The following is a 25,959-nucleotide window of genomic DNA, read 5'->3' as shown; positions in this document are numbered from 1 at the left end:
TCATTCTGTCACTTTCGCGATATCCTGCAAAAAAATTTCGTCTTGAACGAAAAAATTAGCAGGAATCGAGAAACGCCTATGCACGATATGCACCATCGGCCGGAGGTTTCACTCAGCGACAAGTACGCGCTCGACGAAGGCCGCGCCTTCATGAGCGGGGTGCAGGCCCTGGTTCGTTTGCCGATGGTCATTGCGCGGCGCGACCGGCGCGAGGGGCTCAATACGGCGGGGTTCATTTCCGGCTATCGCGGTTCGCCACTCGGCAATTACGACATGCAGCTGGCGCAGGCCAAAGCCTTCCTCGATCCGCTGAACATCGTCGTTAAACCGGCCATCAACGAAGACCTTGGGGCGACCGCCGTCTGGGGGACGCAGCACGTGCCGCTGTTCGAAGGGGCGCGGTATGAGGGCGTCTTCGGCATCTGGTACGGTAAGGGGCCGGGCGTCGATCGCTCCGGCGATGCGTTGAAACACGCCAATATGGCCGGGGTCTCAGAAAAAGGTGGGGTGCTGGCGGTGGTCGGCGACGACCATGCCTGCAAATCCTCGACCCTGCCGAACCAGTCGGAACTGGCCTTTATCGACGCCGAAATGCCGACGCTGATGCCTTCTACTATTCAGGAAGTCTTGGAATTTGGCGTCAAAGGTCTGGCCATGTCACGCTTCAGCGGATCGTGGGTGGCGCTGAAGACGATCTCCGATCTGATGGATGCCTCAAGTACCGTCGATCTGACGCTGGACTACGCCATCCAGACGCCGGAATTCGATATGCCCGCCGATGGGCTGCACATCCGCGCCAGCGACACGCCCGCGGCCAAGGAAGCGCGCCACCGCCATTATAAAGTCCCGGCGGCGCAGGCCTTTGCGCGGGTCAACGGCTTCGACCGGGTCGTGTGGCCGACGGCGAAAAAGCGCATCGGCATCGCCACCAGCGGCAAGGCGTTTTTGCAGGTGATGGAGGCGCTAGACGGGCTGGGGGTCGATGAAGCCGCCGCCCGCGACATCGGCCTGTCGATCTGGAAGGTGGGGCTGGTCTGGCCGCTCGATGCTGTGGGCGCGAAAGCCTTTGCGCAGGGAGTGGAGACGCTGCTGGTGGTCGAGGAACGCCGTGACGTCATCGAGAGCCAGCTTCGCAACGCGCTATATGACCTGCCCGATGGCCGCCGTCCGCACATCGTCGGTAAGCGCGATGTGCATGGCGAGTCGTTGATCTCCGACGTGCTGGAACTCGACACGCTTCAGGTGGCGCTGGCCCTGTACGACCTGCTGCCGAAATATGCGCAAACGGCAGAGCGTCAGGCCCGCGCCGACGCTTTCCGGGCGCGTTTGGCGACGAAGGACGCGGTGAAACCCGACACGGTGCGCACGCCGTTTTTTTGCGCCGGATGCCCGCACAATTCGTCGACCGTCATCCCCGAAGGCTCGCGCGGTCTGGCCGGGATCGGCTGCCACTATATGGTGACCTTCATGCCGCGCCAGACGGAAATCTGCACCCATATGGGCGGCGAAGGCGTGACCTGGATGGGGCAGGCGCCCTTCACCGATGAGCCGCATATCTTCACCAATCTGGGTGACGGCACCTACTTCCATTCGGGGCTGCTGGCTATCCGTCAGGCCGTCGCCGCACGGCTGAATATCACCTATAAGATCCTCTATAACGACGTCGTCGCCATGACCGGCGGGCAGTCGGTCGACGGACAACTGACCCCCGTCATGGTCGCCGAACAGGTGCGCGCCGAAGGGATCGAACGCATTGCCGTCGTGTCGAACGACCCGGACCGCTGGGCCGGTGAGATGCCCGGCGGCGTGTCGTTCCACCATCGCGACGATATCGATGCCGTGCAGAAAGAACTCCGTGAATTCAAAGGCGTGTCGGTCCTGCTGTTCGATCAGGCCTGCGCCACCGAACTGCGTCGCCGCCGCAAACGAAACCTGGACCTCAAACCGAAAGCCCGTGTCTTCATCAATCCGGCGGTGTGCGAAGGCTGCGGCGATTGTCAGGTCAAGTCGAACTGCGTGGCGATCAATCCGTTGGAAACCGAGTTGGGTCGCAAGCGCGAAATCGATCAGTCGGCCTGCAACATCGACACGGCCTGCGTCAAAGGGTTCTGCCCGTCGTTCGTTTCCATCGAGGGCGCGGAACTGAAAAAAGCCGCGGCCCCCGATATAGAACCTCTGATCAGCGGCTTGCCGAATATCCTGCCGCCGGTGGTGGGGATGACCCCGGTCAACCTGCTGCTGACCGGGATCGGTGGTCTGGGCGTCACGTCTCTGAGCGCCATGATGGGCATGGCGGCGCATCTGGACGGGCTGCGCGTGTCGGTCGCCGATCAGACCGGTCTGGCGCAGCGCGGCGGCGGCGTCGATGCCCATGTGCGGTTGTCGCGGACGGGTGATCTGGCTCCGCGCATTGTCGCCGGTGAGACCGATGTGCTGCTGGCCGCCGATATGGTGCAGGCGCAGGGCAAATCGGCCCTGCCGCTGCTCGATACGCAGCGGACGAAGGTGTTTTTGAACGGGGCCCTAACCTCGACGGCGGAATTTACGCTCAACCGCGACAAGGTGTTCGACCGCTTCGGTCTGACGGCGAAACTGCGCCGCGCGGCCAGGTCGGTCGAGACGCTGGATGCGGGCGGTGTGGCGCGGACATATCTCGGCGACGCGGTCTATGGCCATATGATCCTGCTCGGGGCGGCGTGGCAGGCGAAGGCCATCCCCCTGAGCCGTTCGGCCATCGAGCGTGCCATCGTGCTGAACGGCGCGGAATCGGCGAATAATCTCAAAGCCTTTGCGCTGGGGCGGGCCTTGCATCTGGGACGGCTCAAGGTGGAGGCACCCAAGTCGGAAGCGTTTGATCTCGACGGCTTTGTGGCGCGCCGCGTGGCCGACCTGACCGCTTATCAGAACGCCGCTTATGCCGCGCAATATGCGGCGCTGGTCACGCAGGTGAAGACCGCCGGGCACGATGCCTTGACCGAGGCCGTGGCGCGTCATGCCTTCAAGCTGATGGCCTATAAGGACGAGTACGAGGTCGCGCGGCTGCATAGCGATCCGGCGTTCAGGGCGCAGATGGCGGCGCAGTTTGAAAATCCGGACAAGGTTTCGGTCTTCCTTGCGCCGCCGTTGTTTGCGCCAAAAGACCCGTCGACCGGTTTGCCGCGCAAGGCCAAATTCGGCCCGTGGATGTTCACCGCATTCAACATGCTCAAGGGCCTGAAAGGGCTGCGCGGTACGGCGTTCGACCTGTTCGGCTACACGGATGAGCGCCGGATGGAGCGTCGTTTGCGTGACGACTATCTCACGCTTATCCCCGAAATGCTGCGCACCGTCGCGCCGCACAATCTCAGCCTTGCCGTAGCTCTGGCGCGTCTGCCGGAAACGGTACGCGGCTTCGGTCACGTCAAGGCGGCCAGCGTCGAAACCTACGACACGACGCGGGCTGAACTACTGGCGGCCTTTTATGCCGCTGAATCTAAAAAGGAAACGACCCATGTTTGATCTGCCCGCTTTCGACGCTCACGAAAAGGTCGTCGATGTCAACGACCCTGAGACGGGCCTGAAGGCGATCATCGCCATCCATTCGACCGCGCGCGGCCCGGCGGCGGGTGGCTGCCGTCTGTGGACCTATGCCGGGGCGTCGGAGGCGCGGACGGATGCCCTGCGTCTGTCGCGGGGCATGAGCTACAAGAACGCCATGGCCGACCTGCCCTTCGGCGGTGGTAAAGCGGTCATCATGGGGCCGGTCGAGCCGCATAACCGCGAGGCCGTGTTCGCCGCTTTCGGTCGCGCGGTCGATAGCCTCGGCGGGCAATATATCACCGCCGAAGACGTTGGCGTCGGCGTGGCCGACATGATGGTCGTGGCGCGCGAAACCCGTTACGTATCCGGTCTGGCGAAGGTCAAGGGTCAGGTCGGCGGCGATCCGTCGCCGTTCACTGCGCGCGGGGTGCGCATCGGTATCGAGGCGGCGGTCAAGGCGCGGCTGAATCGTGACTCCCTCGACGGTTTGCGCATTGCCGTGCAGGGGCTCGGTCACGTCGGCGGTTATCTGTGCGATGAACTCTATGAGCGCGGTGCGAAACTGATCGTCGCCGATATCAATGCGGTGCGCACCGAAGAGATGATCGACCGTTACGGTGCCGAAGTCGTTGATGTCAAAGACATCCTGACCGTCGAAGCCGATGTCGTCGCGCCGTGCGCTCTGGGCGGTATCATCACGCCGGAGGTGGCCGAAGGGCTGCGCGCCGGGATCGTCGCCGGGGCCGCCAATAACCAGCTGTCGACAGCCGAAGCCGGGGCCGTATTGCAGCGTCGCGGTGTGCTTTATGCGCCGGATTACGTCATCAATGCCGGGGGTATCATCGCGGTTTCGGCGGAGTATCACGAACAGAACGACCCCGCTGCCATCGACGCGCAGATCGAGGCCATCGGGCCGCGTCTGCACGATATTTTCGACCGCGCGCGCAAGGAACATCGGCTGACGCAGGACGTGGCCGATACTCTGGCGCGGGCCAAGATGGTGCGTGTTTAATCTCCCTCGCCCCCATGGGGAGAGGGATGCGCGAAGCGCAGGGTGAGGGGGCTGCAGACGGTGCGCTTGACTCCCCCTCACCCGGCTTTCGCTACGCTTCAGCCACCCACCGCTGGCGAAAGCTATACTTTCGCTGGCGCTATACCCCATTGGGGCGAGGGAAAGTACAGGCGATACATGACCCACGAACAGCAACTGATCATCGATACCGCGCAGGCCTTTGCCGCTGAGTGTCTGAGGCCCTTCGCCGGGGAATGGGATGCGCAAAAGCATTTCCCCGTCGATACGCTGCGCGAAGCGGCGGCGCTGGGGTTCGCGGCCATCTATACGCGTGAGGACCACGGCGGCTCCGGCCTGACGCGGCACGACGGCGTGCTGATTTTCGAGCAACTGGCGCAGGGTTGCATCGCCACGGCGGCCTTTCTGTCGATCCACAATATGTGCACCTGGATGGTCGATGCGTTCGGCCGCGAGGATCAGCGAGCACGGTGGATCCCGCGGCTTGTGAACATGGACCTGATCGCCAGCTACTGCCTGACCGAACCGGGCTCTGGGTCGGACGCGGCGGCGATGAAAACCACGGCTACGCGCGATGGCGAGGCCTATGTCCTGAACGGCTCCAAGGCCTTTATCTCCGGAGCGGGCGCGTCGGACCTGTACGTCGTCATGGCCCGGGCCGACGCCGGAATTTCGGCCTTTCTGGTCGAAAAAGCGACGCCGGGTCTCAGTTTCGGGGCCAATGAGCACAAGATGGGCTGGAACGCCCAGCCGACGCGGCAGGTCATGTTCGACGGTGTGCGTATTCCCGCTGAAAACCGCCTCGGTGCGGAAGGCGAGGGCTTCAAATTCGCCATGAAGGGGCTCGACGGCGGGCGGCTGAACATCGCCGCTTGCGCGCTGGGCGGGGCGCAGGATGCGCTCGACCGGGCGCTGCGTTATGCCCACGATCGTCAGCAATTCGGCAAACGGCTGGATGAATTTCAGATGACGCAGTTCCGGCTGGCCGACATGGAAACCGAGCTTCAGGCGGCGCGCGCCCTGCTCTATGCGGCAGCTCAGAAGCTGGACGAGGGCGCGGCGGACGCGACGAAATGGTGCGCCATGGCCAAGCGCTTCGTCACCGATACGGCCTTCAGGGTTGCCAATGACGCGCTGCAGATTCACGGCGGTTACGGCTATCTGCACGACTATGGCGTCGAACGCATCGTGCGCGATCTGAGGGTGCATCAAATCCTTGAAGGGACGAATGAAATCATGCGGGTGATCATCGCGCGGAGCCTCATAGGTTAACTAAAAAGGGATTCCAAAGACTCGCGTTTTGTGATTGTCTGTCAAAATGCTGCACAAAAATGCTGCGCAATAAAAAAGCGATAAAGGACGACAGGAGACCAACGGATGGACAGCGTGATCGTCGCGGAAAGACCGCTTCTGGTGCGGGTTGAGAATGGCGTCGGGCGGCTGACGCTCAACCGGCCCCAGGCGCTCAATGCCCTGACCACCGACATGTGCCGCGACATGGCCGAGGCGCTCAGCCGCTGGGCCGATGACGAGGGCGTGGCCTATGTCGTTCTGGATCATGCCGTCGGGCGCGGTTTCTGCGCCGGGGGTGATATCCGCGCCGTGGCGGTGTCCGGGCGTGGCGACGGGGTCGCGGCGCGGGCGTTTTTCCGCACCGAATACCGGCTCAACACCCTGATCAAAAATTTCCCTAAACCCTTCGTCGCCCTGATGGACGGGGTGACTATGGGCGGCGGCGTTGGTATCTCGGTCCACGGTTCGCACCGCATCGCCACCGACAATACCCTGTTCGCCATGCCGGAAACCGGGATCGGTCTGTTTCCCGATGTCGGTGGCGGCTGGTTTTTGCCAAGACTTGACGGGGAACTGGGAACGTGGCTGGCCCTGACCGGGGCGCGGCTGAAAGGACCTGAGGTCAAGGCGGCGGGCATTGCCACCCATTATGTTTCCAGCACTGATCTACCTGACCTGAAAGCGGAATTGCTCAAGGGCGGTGATATCGACAATATCCTGCACCGGTACGACCGGCCTGTCGGTGCGCCGTCCTATGCGGAGCACGAAGAGGCGATCAACCGTATCTTCGGCAAGGCGACTCTGGCCGATATCGCCATTGCGCTCAAGCTGGAGGACAGCGACTGGGCGCAGCATCAGGGCGAGGTCATGGCGACGCGTTCGCCGTTCTCGATGAGCGTGACGCTCAGGCAACTGCGCGAAGGACGTCAGATGGAGACGTTCGAGGACGTGATGCAGATGGAATACCGCATCGCCTCGCGCGTCTGCCAGAGCCACGATTTCCTCGAAGGGGTGCGCGCCGTGCTGGAGGACAAGGACCATTCGCCGCAATGGAATCCGCACGCCATCGGCTGTGTCTCGGCGACCAGCGTCGAGGCGGTATTCCGGCCGCTGGAGCGGGAATTGTACGCGTGATTTTTATCTATACCTCCCTGCCTTTGGCGGGGAGGGGGACCGCGAGCGGAGCGAGTGGTGGTGGGGTGTCTTACGGTGTTTCAATGGTTACCACTGTACGTAAGCAAGGACCCCACCACCACATCTCACCGACTTCGTCGGCTCGTGCGGTCCCCCTCCCCATCAAAGATGGGGAGGTATGAAAGGGTAGCTCATGACCACCGTCGCCTTTATCGGGCTTGGCCATATGGGGTCGGGCATGGCCGTCAACCTTGTCCGGGCCGGTCACACGGTGCGCGCCTTCGACCTCGATGAAAGCGCCGTGGCCGAGGCGCAGGGGGCCGGGGCGATCCGCACTCTGTCCGTCGCCGAGGCCTGCGAAGGGGCGGGGGCCGTCATCACCATGCTGCCCGCCGCCGCGCACGTCCGTCAGGTGCATGATATCGCCCGCCGCGCCGCACCGGCCTCTGCCCTGCTGATCGACTGCTCGACCATCGATGTCGGTGCCGCGCGTGAAGTCGCTCAGGCCGCGCAGGACGCCGGTCTGGCCATGCTCGACGCCCCGGTCTCCGGCGGCGTGGCGGCGGCGAAGGCGGGGGCCCTGACCTTCATGTGCGGCGGCACGGTGCAAGCCTTTGCGCGCGGCGAACCGCTCCTGTCGGCGATGGGCAAGGCGGTGATCCATGCCGGAGCCTCCGGCGCCGGTCAGGCGGCCAAGATCTGCAACAACCTGCTGCTGGGGATCAGCATGATCGGCACCTGCGAGGCCTTCGGTCTGGCCGAAAAGCTGGGTCTGGAGGCTCAGGTCTTTTTCGACATCGCCTCGAAGGCGTCCGGGCGCAACTGGGCCCTGACCGACTATTGTCCGGTACCCGGTCCGTTGCCGTCGTCGCCCGCCAATCGCGATTATCAGGCGGGGTTTACGGCGGCCCTGATGCTCAAGGACCTCAATCTGGCGGTCGGAGCCGCGGAGGATAATGGGGCGCATACGCCGCTGGGGACGCTGGCGCGGGCCATGTACGAGGCCCTGTGCGCGGACGGTTTTGCCGCCCGGGATTTCTCGGTCATGATGCCCTATCTCAGGGATCACGGTTAAGCCGGCTTAAAGACGTTTCTTAGGGACGGCTTAATCTCTGCGGCCTAATCATGGTCGGACCCGGCGGAGATGGACACCGCCGCGGGCGGGACAGACTCATGACAGTAAAGCGTTTGGGCGGGCTTATGGCCAGTCTTTTGGCCGGTCTTTTGATATGCGCGGGACCGGTTTTAGCGGGTGAGACGGTTCAGAAGCTGGACCCCAATGCCGATGCGGCGGTGGCCGCTCTGTTCGGTACGGCCGCGCCGCCAGTCGAAAAATCCCCGACAGAGAAATACAGGCGCGTCAATACGGTCGTCAAAAGCCCCGCCCTGAGCGACACGCTCCTGCGGACGCCGAAAACCGCCTACACCATCGACGATCAGGCCCGCGCCTATGCCCTCAGCGTGCTGGACATGGTCAATGCCGAACGCGGTCGGGCCGGGTGCCCGGCGCTGGCCCTCAGCGAGAACCTGATGCAGGCGGCGCAGCGCCAGAGCCTGTCGATGGCGCAGCAGGACTATTTCTATCACTATACCGCCGACGGGGTGAAACTGAAGAACCGTGTCGATGACTCGGGGTATCTATACACCTTGCTGGGCGAGAATATCGGAGCCGGTCAGGCCACCCCGGCGCAGATCGTCGACAACTGGATGCACAGCCCCGGCCACCGCGCCAATATCCTCAACTGCGCCTATGAGGACATAGGCATAGGCTTCGTCTATCAGGCCGACGACACGCCGATCGATGGTCAGGCCCTGCCGTACAAATATTACTGGACGCAGGTGTTTGGGCGTCACATCAAGATCGCAGGCAGATAGTCTTACCTCCTGTTGGGGAGGCGATGATTTTCGAGTCTTACAAATGCCGACATATGCTATTTTGGGGTAGCGGCGTTCCGTGAAATTCGCCTATGGTTCTTTTGGGACTTTCGGGGCGACATTATGAAACGGCTGATGTTAATGGCTGCGGTGCTTTGGGCCGCCGGTGCGGGGATAGCCCCGGCGCAGGAAATGATCGTGCGGACCGAGGCCGAAGCCCTGGTCGACGCCCTGCAATGGCAGGCGCAGCCCGCCCTGCCGGACCTGATCCCCGAAGCCGTCGCGCCCCCCAAACTGCCCCCCAAAGCGCCGGTTAAGCCGCCGATCAAGAAGCCCGCCGGCAAGACGCCGGGAAAGACCACGATCCAGCCGCCGAAGAAGGTCGACGCCTCGTCGACCGACGCCCTGCCGCCAAAACCGGCGCCCCAACCGTTGGGACCGGTGATCAACGCCATCACCTATCTGATCGACGACGATGCCCGCCAGCGGGCGGTGACGGTGGTCGCCTTGATCAATGTCGAGCGCGCCAAGGCGGGCTGCGGCGAGGTGAGGATCAACGAAAAGCTGATGCAGGCGGCCCAGCGCCAGAGCCTGTCGATGTCGCAGCAGAACTACTTCTACCACTACGGCAATGACGGCATAAAGCTGAAGGACCGCGTCAAGGATACGGGCTATATCTACACCCTTCTGGGTGAGAATATCGGTGCCGGACAACCGACGCCGGCGGAAATCGTCACCGGCTGGATGAACAGTCCCGGCCACCGCGCCAATATCCTCAACTGTGGCTATGAAGAGGTCGGTATCGGCTATATCTACGATCCCGACGACCAGCCGGTCGGCACCGAAACCCAGCCTTATCGCTATTACTGGACGCAGGTCTTCGGTCGCCACATGAAGGTGGCGGGAATATAGATTACATACCTCCCTGACTTGTCGGGGAGGTATGATTAGAGCCTGCCCAGCGCGATAGCGGTTTTCGAGCGCGGCTGGCGGCCCAGTATGTCCGAGATAAACCACGCCGCGTCGATGATCCGGTCGAGATCGACGCCGGTCTCTATCTCCATCCCGTTCAGCATATAGAGCACGTCTTCGGTCGCCACATTGCCGCTGGCCCCCGGTGCGTAGGGACAGCCGCCCAAGCCGCCGACCGAGGCGTCCACCGTCGCGATGCCGTAGTCGAGCGACGTCAGAATATTGGCCAGGGCCTGACCGTAGGTATCGTGGAAATGCACGGCCAGTTTCGCCGCTTCGACGCGGTTCAGGACGGTTTCCAGCAGGCGTTCGGTATCGGCGGGCGTGGCGCGGCCGATGGTGTCGCCGAGGCTGATTTCATAGCAACCCATATCGGCCAGACGCGCCACGACCTCGGCCACGGCGGCGGGCGCGATGCGGCCCTCATAGGGGCAAAAGGCGACGCACGACACATAGCCGCGCAAAGCCGTGCCGTCGTTTCGCGCGGCTTCAGCCACCGGCGCGAACCGGTCGAGGCTCTCAGTGATCGAACAGTTGATGTTCTTCCGGCTGAAGGTCTCCGACGCCGAGGCAAAGATGGCGACGCTCTGGGCATTTGCAGCCATAGCGGCCTGATAGCCGTGAGCGTTCGGCGTCAGGACCGGGTAGGTGACGTAGGGCTGGCGTGCGATGCCCGCTAAGACGTCCGAGGCATCGGCCATCTGCGGCACCCATTTCGGCGAGACGAAGCTGGCGACTTCGATGAAGCGCAGACCGGTCTGCGACAGGCGGTCAATGAGGGCGATCTTGTCGGTGGTCGAGACGGCGGTTTTCTCGGCCTGCAAGCCGTCGCGCGGCCCGACTTCGTAGAGGGTGACGTGAGACGGACGGGTCATGCGCGTGAACCAAAACCCCCTCGCCCCATGGGGGAGAGGGTGGCCGAAGGCCGGGTGAGGGGGTAAACCGTCAGGGCCACGCCCCCCTCACCCCAGCCCTCTCCCCCACGGGGAGAGGGGGTTAGAACAGCCATCACTTCGTCTCCTCGAACAGTTCGCGCCCGATCAGCATACGCCTGATTTCGCTGGTCCCTGCACCGATCTCGTACAGCTTGGCGTCGCGCCACAGCCGCCCGGTCGCATATTCATTGACATAGCCGTTGCCGCCCAGACACTGGATCGCTTCGCCCGCCATCCAGGTCGCCTTTTCCGCCGCGTAGAGGATGCAGGCCGCCGCATCCTTGCGCGTCGTCTCGCCCCGGTCGCAGGCCTGCGCCACCGCATAGACATAGGCCCGGCACGCGCCCCAGGTGGCGTACATATCGGCCAGCTTGCCCTGCATCAGTTGAAACGTACCGATGGACTGGCCGAACTGCTTGCGCTCATGCACATAGGGGATAACCACGTCGAGACACGCCCGCATAATCCCCAGCGGGCCGCCGGACAGCACCACGCGCTCGTAGTCGAGACCCGACATCAGGACGCCTGCGCCGCGCCCTTCGGAACCGAGGATATTCTCGGCGGGGACTTCGCAATTCTCAAAAACCAGTTCGCCGGTGTGCGAGCCGCGCATCCCCAGCTTGTCGAGCTTCTGCGCGACGGAGAAGCCGGGGAAACCCTTCTCGATCAGGAACGCCGTGACGCCTTTCGTGCCTTCGCCGGTGCGGGCATAGACGACCAGCACGTCGGCGTCGGGGCCGTTGGTGATCCACATTTTCGAGCCGTTGAGCACGTAGCGGTCGCCCTTGCGTTCGGCGCGAAGCTGCATCGACATGACGTCGGACCCGGCCCCGGGCTCGGACATGGCCAGCGCGCCGACGTGTTCGCCGCTGATCAGTTTCGGCAGGTATTTGGCCTTCTGCGTCTCGGTGCCGTTGCGGGTGATCTGGTTGACGCAGAGGTTGGAGTGCGCGCCGTAGGAGAGGCCGACGCTGGCCGAGGCGCGCGAGATTTCCTCCATGGCGATGGTGTGGGCAAGGTAGCCCATGGCCGCGCCGCCATAGTCTTCGGGCGCGGTCAGGCCCAGCACGCCGAGATCGCCCATGGCGCGCCAGAGCGACATGGGGAACTGATCCGTGCGGTCGGCCTCAGACGCGAGCGGCGCGATTTCGGCGGCGGCGAAACGGGCGACCGTGTCGCGCAGGGCGTCGATATCGTCGCCGTGTGCGAAGGTCAGATGCGGAAAGTCGGTCATGGGCGTCTTCCTTGGAAACAGTTCCCCCTCACCCCAACCCTCTCCCTCAGGGAGAGGGGGCTACACATTTCCCTCTCCCTGAGGGAGAGGGTGGTCCGAAGGACCGGGTGAGGGGGGAAGGGTGGTTGCCAGCACCGTTTTTTCCTTTACCTGATCCCCGACCGAGACCATCAGACCCGTCACCGTTCCGGCGCGCGGGGCCTTCAGCGTCATCTGGATCTTCATGGCTTCGAGCACGATCAGCGGCGTGTTTTTCTCGACGACGTCGCCATCCCTGACGTGGACCGCGACGACCAGCCCCGGCATGGGCGCGATGACGTCTGAGGTGCTGTGGTCGTCGGTGGTGACCGTCATGCGCCTGAGATCAACCGGCGCTGCAGACGGCAGGTTGAGCCGGAAGCCGGTCGGATCGTTCCACGGCGATGGGCCGCTGGTTTCGGTATCCAGCCCCAAATCTGGCCATGGCGCGGTGAGGCTTTCGATATGCCGCCCGATAAAGCCGGTATCGATGTTGCCTGCGCGGAAATCCGTGTTCGACACAATACGACGCAGAAAGCCGAGATTGGTGCGCAGACCCTCGACGCGCGTGCGGATGAGGGCGTCGCGCATCTTGGTCAAGGCGTCGTCGCGGTCGCGGCCATGGACGATGAGTTTGCTGATCATCGGGTCGTAAAAGACGCTGACCTCATCGCCTTGTTCGACGGCGCTGTCGGCGCGCACGGTGGCCGGGAACGACAGGCGGGTGAGGGGGCCGGTCGCGGGCATAAAGTCGGCTTCCGGGTCTTCGGCATAGAGGCGCGCCTCGATGGCGTGACCGGTCAGGGTGAGGTCGCTTTGTGTCTTCGGCAGCGGTTCGCCCGCCGCCACGCGCAACTGCCATTCGACCAGATCGAGACCGGTGATCATCTCGGTGACCGGGTGTTCGACCTGAAGCCGCGTGTTCATTTCCATGAAATAGAACTTCGCCGAATCGATACCCTTGGAGACGTCCACGATGAACTCAATCGTCCCCGCCCCCCGATAACCGATGGCCTTGGCGGCGCGCACGGCGGCGTCACCCATGGCCGCGCGCATGGCGTCGGGCAGGCCGGGAGCCGGGGCTTCCTCGATGACCTTCTGGTGGCGGCGTTGCAGCGAACAGTCGCGCTCGAACAGGTGAACGACATTGCCGTGCGAGTCCGCAAACAACTGGATCTCGATATGGCGCGGCACTTCGATATATTTCTCGATCAGCACGCGATCATCACCAAAAGACGAGCGTCCTTCGGCCTGCGCGGAAGCTAATAATTCCATAAATATAGAATCGTCATCGACGCGACGCATCCCCTTGCCGCCGCCGCCCGCTACGGCCTTGATGAGGACTGGGTAGCCGATCTCGCGCGCCTGAGACAGAAGTGTCTGTTCGTCCTGAGCCGCGCCGTGATAGCCGGGTGTGACCGGTACACCGGCGGTTTCCATCAGCGATTTCGCCGCGCCTTTGAGCGCCATGGCGCGGATCGCCTCGGGCGTCGGGCCGACGAAAACGATCCCGGCGGCGGCGCAAGCTTCCGCGAATTCGGCGTTTTCCGACAGGAAACCGTAGCCGGGGTGGATGGCTTCGGCGCCGGTTTTCTGGGCGACCGCGATGATGGTGTCGCCGCGCAGATAGCTTTGCGCCGAAGGGGGCGGACCGATATTGTAGGCTTCGTCGGCCATGCGCACGAAGAGGGCCCTGGTGTCAGCATCGCTATGGACCGCGACGGTGTGGATGCCGAGACGCTGACAGGTGCGGATGATGCGGCAGGCGATTTCCCCGCGATTGGCAATGAGGAGTTTACGAAACATGGGATGTCACTTCCCCCTCTCCCCAATGGGGAGAGGGTCGGGGTGAGGGGGCCAACAGGCGGCGCGGGGGACTCCCCCTCACCCGGCGCTGTGCGCCACCCATCGCTGGCGAAAGCTGTACTTTCGCTGGCGCTATACCCCAAAGGGGCGAGGGGATTATTGAAGCATATATCATCCCGCCCACCCTGATTTCCGTTTTTCCAGAAATGACGCGATCCCTTCCTTGCCTTCGTCCGATGCGCGGCGGGCGGCGATGCGCGAGGCCGTCAGGTCGAGCACCGCCGCATCGACCTCGCGCCCGCTGACGTCGCGGATCAGGGCCTTGGCGTCGGCTACGGCCCCCGGTGCGCTTTGCAAAAACGCCTCGATCAAAGGCTTGGCGGCGGCGTCCAGCGCGGGGTTGATCTTGTGGATCAGGCCGATGCGGCGAGCCTCATCCGCGTCGAAGCGTTCACCGGTCAGCATATAGCGCCGGGCGGCCGAGACGCCTATTTTGGCCACCACGAACGGGGATATGGTGGCGGGCGTCAGGCCCAGCCGCACCTCGGTCAGGCCGAACCGCGCGTCGGGGGCGGCGACCACAATATCGCAACAGGCCGCCAGACCGACCCCGCCGCCGAAACACGTCCCGTGGATCAGGCCAATCAGCGGCTTCGGACAGGTGTTGAGCGTATGAAGCATCTGCGCCAGTTTCAGCGCATCGGCATGGTTTTCGGCCTCCGAACGCTCGGCAGCGCGCTTCATCCAGTTGAGGTCGCCCCCGGCGCAGAAGCTTTCACCGGCACCGGACAGGACGACGACGCGCACGGCAGGATTGTCGCAAAGGACGGCAAAGGTCTGGCTCAGATCGGCGATCATGGCCTCGTCAAAGGCGTTGTGCCGGTCGGGCCGGTTGAGCGTGACGCGGGCTATGCCTTGCGCGGAAATGTCGAGGGTCAGTGTGGACATGATTACATCCTGAACACGCCGAACTTGGTCGGCTCGATGGGGGCGTTCAAGGCCGCAGAAAGCCCCAGCGCCAGCACGCGCCGCGTATCGGCCGGGTCGATCACGCCGTCGTCCCACAGCCGCGCCGAGGCGTAGTAGGGATGGCCCTGCGCCTCATAGGTGTCGCGGATCGGAGTCTTGAACGCGGCTTCGTCGTCCGCCGACCACGTGCCGCTCTTGGCCTCGATGCCGTCGCGTTTGACGGTGGCCAGCACATTGGCGGCCTGTTCGCCGCCCATGACCGAGATGCGCGCATTGGGCCACATCCACAGGAAACGCGGATCGAAGGCCCGACCGCACATGCCGTAATTGCCCGCCCCGTAGGAGCCGCCGAACACCACCGTCAGCTTCGGCACATTGGCGCAGGCGACCGCCGTGACCATCTTGGCGCCGTGGCGGGCGATACCTTCGTTTTCGTACTTTTGCCCCACCATGAAGCCGGTGATATTTTGCAGGAAGATGAGCGGGATGCCGCGTTGGCAGCACAGTTCGACGAAGTGCGCGCCTTTGACGGCGCTCTCGGAAAACAGCACGCCGTTATTGGCGACGATCCCGACCGGCATGCCGTGGATGTGGGCAAAGCCGCAGACAAGCGTCTCGCCATACAGGGCCTTGAATTCGTCGAAGTCCGAGCCATCGACAATGCGGGCGATGATCTCTCTCGCGTCGATTGGGACGCGTTTGTCGACCGGGATCAGGCCGTACAGCTCGCGGGCGTCGTACAGCGGTTCGACCGGCTCGCGCAGGGCCAGCGTGTTCAGCTTGCGACGATTGAGGTTACGCACAATGCGCCGGGCGGTCATCAGCGCTTCGGCGTCGTTGGCGGCCAAATGATCGACCACGCCGGACAGTTTGGCATGGACATCGCCGCCACCGAGGTCTTCGGCGGAGACGACTTCACCGGTCGCGGCCTTCACCAGGGGTGGTCCGGCGAGGAAGATGGTGCCTTGATGTCGGACGATGACGCTTTCGTCCGACATGGCCGGGACATAGGCCCCGCCGGCGGTGCAGGAGCCCATGACCACGGCGATCTGCGGGATGCCCTTGGCCGACATCTGCGCCTGATTGAAGAAGATGCGGCCGAAGTCGTCCTTGTCCGGGAAGACCTCGTCCTGATTGGGCAGGTTGGCGCCGCCTGAGTCGACCAGATAGACGCAGGGCAGGTGGTTGGTCTGGGCGATTTCCTGCGCGCGCAGGTGCTTCTTGACGGTGAGGGGATAGTAGGTGCCGCCCTTCACCGTCGCGTCGTTGCAGACGACGACGCATTCGGTGCCCTCGATGCGGCCGATACCGGTGACGATCCCGGCGGCAGGCACGGCGTCGTCATAGACCTCATGCGCCGCCAGCGCCGACAGTTCGAGGAATGCAGAGCCCGGATCGAGCAAGGCGTCGATGCGTTCGCGCGGCAGCAGCTTGCCGCGCGAAACGTGCTTTTGCCGCGCGGTTTCGGAACCGCCCAGCGCGATGGTTGCGGTCAGGGTGCGCAGGTCGGCGACCAGCCCGCGCATGTGCTCGGCATTGGCGGTGAATTCGGCGCTTTCCGTATCGATCTGGCTGTTGAGGCGCATCCGGTGTTTCCTTTAAGGGAAACCTACGCCTTGCTTGACCATTGGTAAAATCGATAATAAAAATGAAGTGAATAGATTTTGACTATGATTAAACCATACCTCCCTGGCTATGCCGTGGAGGGGGACCGTTCGCGAAGCGAATGGTGGTGGGGTATCTTGCGGAGGTTCAGCGGAAGCTATCGTAAGCAAGCAAGAACCCCCACCACCACATCTCACTCACTACGTTCGCTCGTGCGGTCCCCCTCCCCAACAAGTTGGGGAGGTATAAGAACTGAGGCATGCCTTGGAACCATATCTCCTTCGTTACTTCCTTGCGGTCGTCGAGACCGGCTCCTTTACCAAGGCCGCCGCGGCGTGCCTGATCACGCAGCCGTCGCTGTCGGCGGGGATAAAGCGCCTTGAGGAACAGCTCGGCGTCACCCTGTTCGAGCGCAACAATAAACGCGTCTTCCTGACCTCCGCCGGGGCGCGGTTCCTGCCACGTGCCAAGACAATCCTGCACGAATGCAATCTGGCGATGGCTGAGGTGGCGGCGTCCGCACAGGCCAGGGTTTTGCGGCTGGGGGTGTTGCAGACCCTGCCGTCGGCATGGGTGTCCAACTTGCTGAAAGGCTTTGCCGCGACGGGTGCCGACGTCCGGTTCGACCTGTTCGACGGCACCGAGCAGGAGCTGCAAAACCGCTTCGATGAGCGCGGGATAGACTACGCCCTGTCGATCCGCCGAGTCGAGGATGGGGCGTCTGTCCCGCTCTATGACGAAGGCTATGTGCTGGCCGTGGCCGACACGCATCCGCTGGCCGGTAAGGCTTCGGTGCGCGGGGAATATCTGGCGGATCAGCCGATGATCGTGCGCTCGCGCTGCGAGGTCCTGTCGGAAACCAGCCGCTATTTCACCGACCGCAATGTGCGTCCGCCGCTGGCCTATCGCACGGCGAATGACGAACGCGCGTTGAGCATGGTCGCGGCGGGCATTGGGGCGACGGTGATGCCGGAAAGCTTTGCCGCGCAAGGCGTGGCGAAGGTCGGGCTGGAAGGGTTTATGCACCGGCGGACGATTGCGCTGTTCACCCCCCGCTATAGTCTGCCGGGGCATCTGACCGAGGCGGGGAAAGCGTTTGAGGGGTATGTGAAAGTCCCTCTCCCTGAGGGAGAGGGAAGCGCGTAGCGCAGGGTGAGTGGGAATTGCCGAATACGAGCGCGGTGATACTTTTCCCCCTCACCCCGGTCTGCTGCGCATCCCGACCCTCTCCCTCAAGGGAGAGGGAAAAAATCGCAAGGAGAGGGAAAAAGTTGCGGCATCGCCGTTGCAACGGAGCCTCTCAACGAAAGCCGGACGTTCCGTTGTGGGACGGTTTCGTGACTTTCCGCGGTGGAAATGTAGCATGTTCGAATTCGGTCGCGAACTGAGGCGCATACTGGGTCAGAACGGGCGTCACGAGCCCGATATCAGCCTCTATGAACTGATGAATCTCGAACTCCTGATCAGTCAGGGGCGTGGCCTCGATATCGAAGGCGGGCGCGTCTCGACCAAGAACCGCTACGATCCGTACCTCGAATCGGCGCTGATCTGGCGCGAATATGCCCGCCGCACGGGCGACACTCTGGCCGTGCGCAAGGCGACGACCGCCGCCGAAGCCGCCGGAAAAGCCGCCCGCACCGTCCATGAAGCCGCGCACGCCGCGCTGGTTCAGGCCGAAATCTGCGTGCTGGGCTACGACCTGTTTGAAACGGCTGAATTGCTGAAATCGGCGGAGACCCTGCTGGCCACGGGCCGCGCGGCGCTGGATAGCGAGCCGGGCCTGATCGCCGCCTATACGCTTGCCGAGGGGCGTCTGGCGGCGCGTCTGGCCGTCCGATCGGGCGTCGGCGAGGAGCTGGAACCGGCGCTGCTGGCCATGGCGCATCTGGACCGCGCCATCGAGCGCTTCGACGCGCAGGTGCGGCTGACCAAGACCGCCAGCGACAAGATCCACGCTGCCGATGCCCGCATCGAACGCGCCGACCTGCTGGTGCTGGTGGGCCTCGACCGGGGCGACAGCCGCCTGATGGGGGCGGTGATCCGCGACCTCAGCGCCGTCAAGGCCCGTCTCGATCCGGACTATGAGCCGGTGACCTTCGGCCGCGTGTCGCAGCGTCTGGCCATGGCCCACGTCTGGATGGGGCAGATCGACGGCGCCCCGCAAATGATCTCCGAAGGTATCGCCGCCCTGACGCCGAAGGAGGAGCTGATGTTCTACGAGCATTCGCCGCTCGACTGGGTCGTCAATACGCATTCGCGCGCGCTGGCCTTGCAGTCTCTGGCCGAGCTGATCACCGAGGACGGCCTGTCGGAACAGGCGCTGAAGGCCTATGACCTAGCCCTGCACAAGCCGTTGCAGAAGGAACTGAGCCTGCGCGCTCAGATCGTCAATAACCGCGCCGGCTGTCTGGCGCGGCGGGCCGAGCTGAAGGGCGATCTCGTGTCACTTGACGCCGCCGAAACGGCGTTCAAGGCCGAACTGCGTGTCGTCAAGCCGGGCGAAGACCCTGTCGGTTGGGCGATCCTGCAAACCAATCTGGGGCGGCTCTATGTGGCGCGCGGCGACATCACCGGCTTCATGATGGAACGCGCCGAAGCGGCCTATGCGCTTGAGGCGGCGCAGGATATCTTCCTTGAGCACGGCCTGATCGCGCTGGCGGCAACGGCCGAGGAAAACCTCAGCCGCGTCCGCGCAGCGGGTTAATTCCCCGCCTTCTTCGTGCTGTCGGCCTTCACCTCGCGTGGCGGGGCGTTCTTGACGTATTTATCCAGCCAGTCGGTCATTTCCCACAGGGTGTGCAGGGTTGATTCCCGCGCGCGGTAGCCGTGCGCCTCGTTCGGCAGGACCACGTAACGGACATTGGCCCCGGCCCCTTTGAGCGCCGCATAGAAGCGCTCGCTCTGGATCGGGAAGGTGCCGGAATTGTCGTCCGCCTCACCGTGGATCAGCAGGATCGGGTCCTTGATATTGCGCACATAGGTGAAGGGGCTCATCTCCGTATAGGTCTTGGTCGCCTCCCAGTAGGTGCGCTGTTCCGACTGGAAACCGAACGGCGTCAGGGTCCGGTTATAGGCCCCCGAGCGCGCGATCCCGGCGCGGAACAGGTCGGTGTGCGCCAGAAGGTTCGCCGTCATGAACGCCCCGTAGGAGTGGCCGCCCACGGCGATGCGGTTGCGGTCGGCGACGCCCATCGCCACCACGGCATCGACCGCGGCCTTGGCGCTGGCGGTCAGTTGCTCGACATAGGTGTCGTTGGGTTCGGCGCCGTCCTTGCCGATGATCGGCATGGAGGGGCCGTCGAGCACCGCATAGCCCTGCGTCAGCAGGAACAGGTGGCTGATGCCGCCCGGGCGCGTGAAGCGGTTGCCGCTGTCGACCGTCTGACCGGCGACCGACGCGTCGGTGAACTCTTCCGGATAGGCCCACATGAGCAGCGGCAGCGGGCCGTCCTTCGCCTTGTTGTACCCGGCGGGCAGATACAGGGTGCCGGACAGTTTCACACCATCGGCGCGTTGATAGGTGATGGTCTGCTTGCTGACACCGGCGAATTGCGGGGCGCGATCGGGGAAGGCGGTCAGGGCGCGTGGCTTGCCATTGGCGGCGACCGGACGGATGAAGTAGTTCGGCGCGTCGGTCTGGCTTTCGCGGCGCGTGATGACGGTCTTGCCCGCCTCGTCGGCCAGGGCGACCGGGGCTTCGTAATAGGGCGCGGCGGACTGCCACAGGCGGGTGACCTTGCCGTCGGCCAGCGACATCTGACCCACGAAGGGGAATTCGCCCGCGGCTGTGGCCCCGGCGCCGGTGACGAAGATCGACGTGCCGTCCGGCGTGAAGTGCAGGACCGTTTCGCCGTCTTTGGTGCGGCGGCTGACGACCGAACCGGGGTCGTTATAGCGGTCCTGATAGTTGCGGTCGCGGATCAGCTTACCCGTGCCGGGCTTCGACGGATCGATGAGGAACAGCTTTTCGTTGCGCGTGTCGAACCAGCGGCTGGTGACCAGCGCCACATCGGCGCGGCCCCAGTCGAGCCCGGCATAGCGCTGCTCAAGGTCGATCAGTTTGACGGGCGTGCCGTCGAACGGGGCGTTCAGTGTAAACAGGCTGTCGTGGACGGCGACCTTGGCCTTGGGGTTGCCGCCGTCCTGCGCCTCGGCCCAGACCAGAGTCGCGGGCACGTCCGAACGCCACGAGACCGAGCGCACACCGGTCGGCACCGCATCGAAGGCGGGCGGCAGGTTGTCGGTCAGGGGCCGGTCGGCCAGCACCTTCACCGGCTGACCGTCGATGGTCGACACGGCGATCTCGGTCGGGAAGCGCCCGGCGGGCACCAGATAGGAGTAGGGGCGCTTGAGCTTCGTCGTCAGCAGGTACTTGCCGTCGGGCGACGCGGCGATCCCGGCATAGATGGCGGGCTGACCGATGGTCTTAGTCGTCCCGTCGAGCCCGACACGCGTCAGTTGCGAGGTGAAATAGTAGTCGAACAGGGCTTCGTCGTGGCCGTTGGCCAGCAGGTCCTGATAGGTGCGGATGGCGGCGGTGCGACCCTTCGATTCCTGCACGATGGGGCCGGTCGGCGTGGTGTCCTCCACCGGCGGCGCGCCGCGCCCGGCGACGATGGCCGGGATCAGCAGGGCCTGACCGTCGGGCGTCCAGTCGAACGAGGCGCTGAAGGCCGCATTGACGATGCCGCCGGTCAGTTTCGTTGCCGTGGCGGTTTTGACATCGGCGACCCACAGCTCAAGGCCGCCATTCGCATCGGCGAGAAACGCCAGCTTCGATCCGTCGGCGGACCAGCGCGGCGTCAGGAAACGCGTCCCCTTGGGCAGAGCGACCTCGCGCACCTTGCCCGTCGCGACGTCTTCGAACGACAGGGCGTTCAGCCACAGGGCGCGCGCCTCGATCGGGCCGTTATTGCGCGGATTGAGGCGGTATCCGGCCAGCCGCAGGATCGGCTCGGACACGGCGGCGATCGACGGCAGGTTTTCGCGCCCCAGCTGGGCCATGACCTTGCGGTCGGGGCTGACCAGAACCGAAGGGGTGGGGGCGGCGTCGAGGATCTGCGCGATCGGGGCGGGCGGCGTTTTATAGCCGCTTTCGGCCGCGTGAAGAGGCGCAAAGGCCACCAGAGCCGAAAAGGCCAGTAATAAAATACCGCCGCGCCGCCCGTCTGTGATCCGCATGAAAACCGCTCCCTGATCCGCTCAAATCGATAGTTGCCGAAGAAAGCATATCGCGGCGGCGGTATCAATAGCCGGACCGGTTACCCGTATCGGACCTGCCAGGCGACAAAGGCATCCAGCGCCTTTTGCGGGTTGCGGCTGTACCAGGCATAGCCCTTCTTGCCCTGTTTTTCGACGTCGGCGACCGAGTCGTAGATGTTCTTTTCGCGGTCGCCAAAGATCGGTTTCAGCGTCTTCAGGTCGAGATAGCGGCCCCAGATCGGCCTGGCGCCGGGCTTTTCGATAAAGCGGCGGGCGTCGATGGCCTCGACATAGGTGAAATCCATGTCGGGAATGCCGAGGCGTTGCAGGGTCGCCACGCCGGTACGGATCGCGGTTTTCATGCCCGGCGTCGGGTCCGGATATTTCATCATGTACAACAGGACCGCGCCGCTGTCGGTCGAGGACAGGGCAGGCATCTCGAAATTGCGCGCCGAACAGGGCGTCAGGGTCAGGGCGTCGTATTGCGGGGCCCACAGGGTCGGCTGGCCGTCGATGACCACCTGCGTTTTCAGGAAGACGGCCAGCGCTTTTTGCTCGGCAGCGGCCAGTCGCGCCTGCAAATCCTTCGGCAGGAAGGCGAAATCGCCCTGACCGCGTCCGGCGTCGCCGACGATCGAGGCGACCGAGATCATGGCATTGTCGTTGAGCGTCAAAGCATCGTGGTAGCCGCCTTCCAGCGGCCAGACCTGCGGCCAGCCGCCATTGGGAAACTGCGCTTCCAGGAACCAGTTGAGACCTTTGATGGCGGCGGTTTTCGCGGCAGCATTGCCCGTCGCGGTGGCCACACGGGCGAGGAAACGCGTCTCCATGATCGTCGCGCCATTGTCGGTGGTGCCGACATAGTGCCACTTCGGGTCGGCGGGGATGTCGAAATCGCCTGCCGGTTTGACCGGTTCTTCGCCGATGACATAGGCCTGACCGCGCTGACGCGGTGGGGCGTTGCGCGGCTGGTTCTTGCCCCAGCCGCCGGCGGGCGTCTGGAAGCTGAGGATATTGGCGGTGACGATTGTCGCTTCGTCGGAAGCATACCACGCGTCGGGTTTATCCAGCGGCATGGTCGGCTTGCCGTTGCCGTCCTTAGGGTCGGCGGGGAATTCCGTCAGGCCGGTGCGTTCGGCGCGCAAGGCGGCCTTGTCGGCGGCCATGGCGTCTTTCGAGCGTTTGAGATAGGCGGTCCATGCGGCGCGTTCCCCGGCGGGCAGGGTGGCGATCCGTTCGGCGCTCAGGGGCAGGAACGGCGTATTGGTGCCGATTTTGGCCGCCTGCGCCACGGCGGGCAGGAGGGGCATCAGCGCAAGGCTGGCGAGCAGGTGGCGGCGGTTCATCGAAATCATCCCTGTTTATGGTTGTGGTATCGGTAGCATTACGCCGCGGAGAATGAAATCCGTTTGTGAAAATCGGTTTTATTCATGAACGTTTCAGGCGGCACACAGGATGGTTGCCAAAGAAAACAGTTCGGCATAGCCTCGCTTTCGTTCATTTCAGGCCATTCTTTTCAGGGTTGGGAGTTACCATGCACACTTCGCGCCGTTCGCTTATGGCGGGCCTTATGGCCGCTACGTTCTTCACCGCGCCGTCGTTCGCCGCCACCAAGGCCGGACCGGACGCGGAGGTGTTGGCCTTCCTCGCCATCCGCCCCCTGACGGGTCAGACGGCGGCCAGCGTCACCAAGCGCGCCGATGCCTTGCTGGCCCTGTCGACGAAGCTGAAAGTCGCCCTCGAAGCGCGCAAGGGACCGGCGACCATCGCCGGGGATTTCGCGGCCTTCGACACACTGGTCATGGTTCTGGGCGACGGCCTGAACGACATGTACCTCCTGTCGCAGACGGCGACGGACAAGGCCGTGCGCGACGCCGCCGAAGCCGTCCTGCCGAAACTGTCGGACCTCGGCACCTCGATCTCGCTGTCGCGGCCGATCTATGACCGCCTGTCGGCCATTCCGCAGAAGGGGCTGGATGCCAAGACCCTGTTTACGCTGCAAAAGGTGCTGACCAACTACAAGCTGGCCGGGGTCGACAAAGACGCCGCGACACGGGCCAAGGTGACCAAGCTCCAGACCGAAATCACCGAAATCGGCATCAAGTTCGGCGCCAATATCCGCGACGACAAGGGCGATCTGACCTTCAAGCCCGAAGACCTCAAAGGCCTGCCGCAGGACTATCTCGACGCCCATAAGCCGGGGGCCGACGGCCTGATCCACGTCACCTATGATTACCCCGACATCTTCCCGCTGATGGACTTTGCCGATGTGCGCGCCACGCGGAAAAAGGCCGTCACCGGCTTTGCCAACCGCGGCTATCCGGCCAACGAAGCCGTGCTGAAATCCCTGCTGGAGAAGCGGTACGAACTGGCCACGACGCTCGGCTATCCCGACTACGCGACCCTGATCACCGCCGACAAGATGATCGGCTCGCCGCAACGCGCCGCGCAGTTCCTTGAGGACGTCAATGTCGCTGCCAAGCCCGCCGCCGATGCCGACTATGCCGAACTTCTGGCTTTTGCGAAGACCGTCGATCCGACGATCACGACGCTGGAGCGTTACGACGGCTCCTACATGGCCAACAAGCTGCGGATCCAGAAATATGCCGTCGATGCCGAGGAAGTGCGGCAGTATTTCACCTACGACAAGACGCGCAAAGGCATCTTCGGCCTGATCTCGGACCTGTTCGGGGCCGAGTTCAAGCCGTGGGCGACCCCGGTGTGGGATAAGAGCGTCACCGCGTGGGAACTGCATGATAAGGGTGGCGCCCTCATTGGCCGTTTCTACCTCGACATGCACCCGCGCGAGGGCAAGTATAACCACGCGGCACAGTTCCCGATCCGCACCGGCGTCAAGGGCAAGCAAACGCCGATCGGCGCGCTGATCTGCAACTTCCCGGCCACCGGTCCGATGGATCACGAGGACGCCGAGACCTTCCTGCACGAGTTCGGGCACCTGATCCACAGCCTCTATTCCGGCCATACGCAGTACGCCAATCAGTCGATGGGCAATCTGCAATGGGACTTCATCGAAGCTCCGTCGCAGCTGCTGGAAGAATGGACGTGGGATTACGACACGCTGAAAACCTTCGCCTCGAACCCGAAGGGCGAGCCGATCCCCAAGGCCTTGGTCGACAAGATGAACGCCGGGCGGCGCTTCGGCGAACCGGGCAAATGGAAGCGTCAGCTCGGTCTGGCGGCGGTGTCGCTCAACTTCTATAACCGCAAGCCGGACTTCGACCTGAGCCAGATGTACTGGACGCAGATCGAGCGCTATTCCAACTATCCGGCCATGCGTGAGGCGCACGACTATGCAGGCTTCGGGCATCTGGATGGCTATTCGGCGATCTACTACACCTATGTGTGGTCGAAGGCGATCGCACTGGACCTGTTCACGCAGTTCAAGGCGCAGGGCATGCGCAACCCGGCGGTGGCCATGAAGTACCGCAAGCTGGTGCTGGAACCCGGCGGGTCGCAGGACGCCAATGTGCTGATCCAGAACTTCCTCGGTCGGCCCTTGAGCCTTGAGGCGTTCAAGACGGCGTTGCAGACGAAGTAGAGTGTTGCGCCTCCCTCCGACGTACGGGACGTCGTTTATGGCCGGGTTTTCAGGTTGTATTTTACGTCAGGACTGTTAGGTTGCCGCCGTATTTCGGGGGGAGACTATGCTGAAACGTCTGTTGGCCTTTGTGGCCGGTCTTGTCATGTTGTGCGCCAGCCTGTCGGCGGTGGCCGCAACGCCAGCGGAAAAACAGTTCAATCTCAAAAAAGGTAAGGCGCTGGTCATCCTGATGATCACGCGGCCCGAGGAAGGCAAGCCCTTCGCCAATGTTGGCGTCCTGACGGCGGGCAGCTTCGACTCCGCCACGCAGGGTAACAAACTGACGCCGTTTTCCGGCTGGCTGACCTGGTACATGATCGACGATCCCGTGACCCGGCAGCGTTTTCTGGTGGGGCAGGTCAATGCCGGTGAGGTGGCGCTGTACGACTTCATGACCGACCGTCTGGGGGTCTGTTTCAACAGCGGTACGCTCAGCTTTACGGTCGAGGAAGGCAAGACCTACTTCATCGGTAGTTTCGATCCCAAGCCCTATATTCGCGAAATCAACGACGTGATGTCGGAAAACCGTCTGGCTCTGGCGATGAGTCAGGCGCCGATGATCTATCTGTTCGACCGCAAGTTAGAGCATTTTACCCTGCCTGCCGAAACACCCGACGGGCTGGGGCAGGCGACGACGCTGGTCGCCAATCTGAAGCAGCCGACGCGTGAGATCGTCGTGCCGGAGTTGCGGCCGACGACCTTCTTTACCGGCCGGGATGCGTTCGGGGTGAACAAGCTCTGCCGCGGTTATTATTCGGGTAAGTAG

The 25,959-nt window shown here is 63.6% G+C and carries 18 protein-coding genes; 11 read left to right on the top strand and 7 right to left on the bottom strand.

The window, feature by feature from the left end; genetic code table 11:
• The first annotated feature begins 78 nt into the window (after window positions 1–78).
• The 7 genes from PQU92_RS10505 (at window position 79) to PQU92_RS10475 (ending at window position 9,763) form a co-directional block, all read left to right on the top strand.
• The gene (locus PQU92_RS10505; RefSeq protein ID WP_272748174.1) at window positions 79–3,498 is read left to right on the top strand and encodes an indolepyruvate ferredoxin oxidoreductase family protein; all 3,420 of its coding nucleotides are present in this window, start codon (window positions 79–81) and stop codon (window positions 3,496–3,498) included.
• Complete coding sequence (locus PQU92_RS10500; protein WP_272748173.1) at window positions 3,491–4,531, top strand: Glu/Leu/Phe/Val family dehydrogenase; 1,041 nt, start codon at window positions 3,491–3,493, stop codon at window positions 4,529–4,531. Before PQU92_RS10505 ends, PQU92_RS10500 begins: the two co-directional genes overlap by 8 nt.
• Before the next feature lie 177 nt (window positions 4,532–4,708).
• Complete coding sequence (locus tag PQU92_RS10495) at window positions 4,709–5,821, top strand: acyl-CoA dehydrogenase family protein (RefSeq protein WP_272748172.1); 1,113 nt, start codon at window positions 4,709–4,711, stop codon at window positions 5,819–5,821.
• A gap of 105 nt (window positions 5,822–5,926) precedes the next feature.
• Window positions 5,927–6,976: an enoyl-CoA hydratase/isomerase family protein gene (locus PQU92_RS10490; RefSeq protein ID WP_272748171.1), complete on the top strand. Its 1,050-nt coding sequence runs from the start codon at window positions 5,927–5,929 to the stop codon at window positions 6,974–6,976.
• Between the two features lie 193 nt (window positions 6,977–7,169).
• Window positions 7,170–8,051, top strand: coding sequence for a 3-hydroxyisobutyrate dehydrogenase (mmsB, locus tag PQU92_RS10485; RefSeq protein ID WP_272748170.1), 882 nt, complete (start codon window positions 7,170–7,172; stop codon window positions 8,049–8,051).
• A 98-nt stretch (window positions 8,052–8,149) separates the two neighbouring features.
• The gene (locus PQU92_RS10480; protein WP_272748169.1) at window positions 8,150–8,851 is read left to right on the top strand and encodes a CAP domain-containing protein; all 702 of its coding nucleotides are present in this window, start codon (window positions 8,150–8,152) and stop codon (window positions 8,849–8,851) included.
• Window positions 8,852–8,992: 141 nt separating this feature from the next.
• The gene (locus PQU92_RS10475) at window positions 8,993–9,763 is read left to right on the top strand and encodes a CAP domain-containing protein (RefSeq protein ID WP_272748168.1); all 771 of its coding nucleotides are present in this window, start codon (window positions 8,993–8,995) and stop codon (window positions 9,761–9,763) included.
• Window positions 9,764–9,798: 35 nt separating this feature from the next.
• Here the strand turns inward: PQU92_RS10475 and PQU92_RS10470 are convergent, their stop codons facing one another.
• The 5 genes from PQU92_RS10470 to PQU92_RS10450 form a co-directional block, all read right to left on the bottom strand.
• Window positions 9,799–10,698: a hydroxymethylglutaryl-CoA lyase gene (locus PQU92_RS10470; RefSeq protein WP_272748167.1), complete on the bottom strand. Its 900-nt coding sequence runs from the start codon at window positions 10,696–10,698 to the stop codon at window positions 9,799–9,801.
• A 133-nt stretch (window positions 10,699–10,831) separates the two neighbouring features.
• Entirely contained in the window at window positions 10,832–11,992 is a 1,161-nt protein-coding gene (locus PQU92_RS10465; protein ID WP_272748166.1) for an isovaleryl-CoA dehydrogenase, read from the bottom strand.
• Between the two features lie 60 nt (window positions 11,993–12,052).
• On the bottom strand, window positions 12,053–13,816 hold the full coding sequence (locus PQU92_RS10460; protein WP_272748165.1) for an acetyl/propionyl/methylcrotonyl-CoA carboxylase subunit alpha: 1,764 nt from the start codon (window positions 13,814–13,816) through the stop codon (window positions 12,053–12,055).
• A 171-nt stretch (window positions 13,817–13,987) separates the two neighbouring features.
• Window positions 13,988–14,764, bottom strand: coding sequence for an enoyl-CoA hydratase/isomerase family protein (locus PQU92_RS10455; protein ID WP_272748164.1), 777 nt, complete (start codon window positions 14,762–14,764; stop codon window positions 13,988–13,990).
• 2 nt (window positions 14,765–14,766) lie between these two features.
• Entirely contained in the window at window positions 14,767–16,371 is a 1,605-nt protein-coding gene (locus PQU92_RS10450) for a carboxyl transferase domain-containing protein (RefSeq protein ID WP_438263818.1), read from the bottom strand.
• 283 nt (window positions 16,372–16,654) lie between these two features.
• On the opposite strand from PQU92_RS10450, the gene PQU92_RS10445 reads away from it, so the two are divergent.
• Both PQU92_RS10445 and PQU92_RS10440 read left to right on the top strand, forming a co-directional pair.
• Window positions 16,655–17,536: a LysR family transcriptional regulator gene (locus tag PQU92_RS10445; RefSeq protein ID WP_272748163.1), complete on the top strand. Its 882-nt coding sequence runs from the start codon at window positions 16,655–16,657 to the stop codon at window positions 17,534–17,536.
• 217 nt (window positions 17,537–17,753) lie between these two features.
• Window positions 17,754–19,094: a hypothetical protein gene (locus PQU92_RS10440; RefSeq protein ID WP_272748162.1), complete on the top strand. Its 1,341-nt coding sequence runs from the start codon at window positions 17,754–17,756 to the stop codon at window positions 19,092–19,094.
• On the opposite strand, the gene PQU92_RS10435 is transcribed toward PQU92_RS10440, so the two are convergent.
• Window positions 19,091–21,571 carry a prolyl oligopeptidase family serine peptidase gene (locus PQU92_RS10435; RefSeq protein ID WP_368407103.1) on the bottom strand — a complete coding sequence of 827 codons (2,481 nt, stop codon included), beginning with the start codon at window positions 21,569–21,571 and terminating at the stop codon, window positions 19,091–19,093. The two genes, PQU92_RS10440 and PQU92_RS10435, sit on opposite strands and share 4 nt — an antisense overlap.
• An 80-nt stretch (window positions 21,572–21,651) precedes the next feature.
• Window positions 21,652–22,938 carry a pectate lyase gene (gene pelA / locus PQU92_RS10430; protein WP_272748161.1) on the bottom strand — a complete coding sequence of 429 codons (1,287 nt, stop codon included), beginning with the start codon at window positions 22,936–22,938 and terminating at the stop codon, window positions 21,652–21,654.
• A 188-nt stretch (window positions 22,939–23,126) separates the two neighbouring features.
• Between pelA and PQU92_RS10425 the strand changes: the two genes are divergently transcribed.
• Complete coding sequence (locus PQU92_RS10425; RefSeq protein ID WP_272748160.1) at window positions 23,127–25,151, top strand: M3 family metallopeptidase; 2,025 nt, start codon at window positions 23,127–23,129, stop codon at window positions 25,149–25,151.
• Between the two features lie 106 nt (window positions 25,152–25,257).
• Entirely contained in the window at window positions 25,258–25,959 is a 702-nt protein-coding gene (locus PQU92_RS10420; RefSeq protein ID WP_272748159.1) for a hypothetical protein, read from the top strand.

The organism is Asticcacaulis aquaticus (genome assembly GCF_028550415.1).
GTDB classification, from domain to species: Bacteria; Pseudomonadota; Alphaproteobacteria; order Caulobacterales; family Caulobacteraceae; genus Asticcacaulis; species Asticcacaulis aquaticus.
Note: the sequence above shows the minus strand (reverse complement) of the source record. Positions and strands in the feature narration are given on the sequence as shown.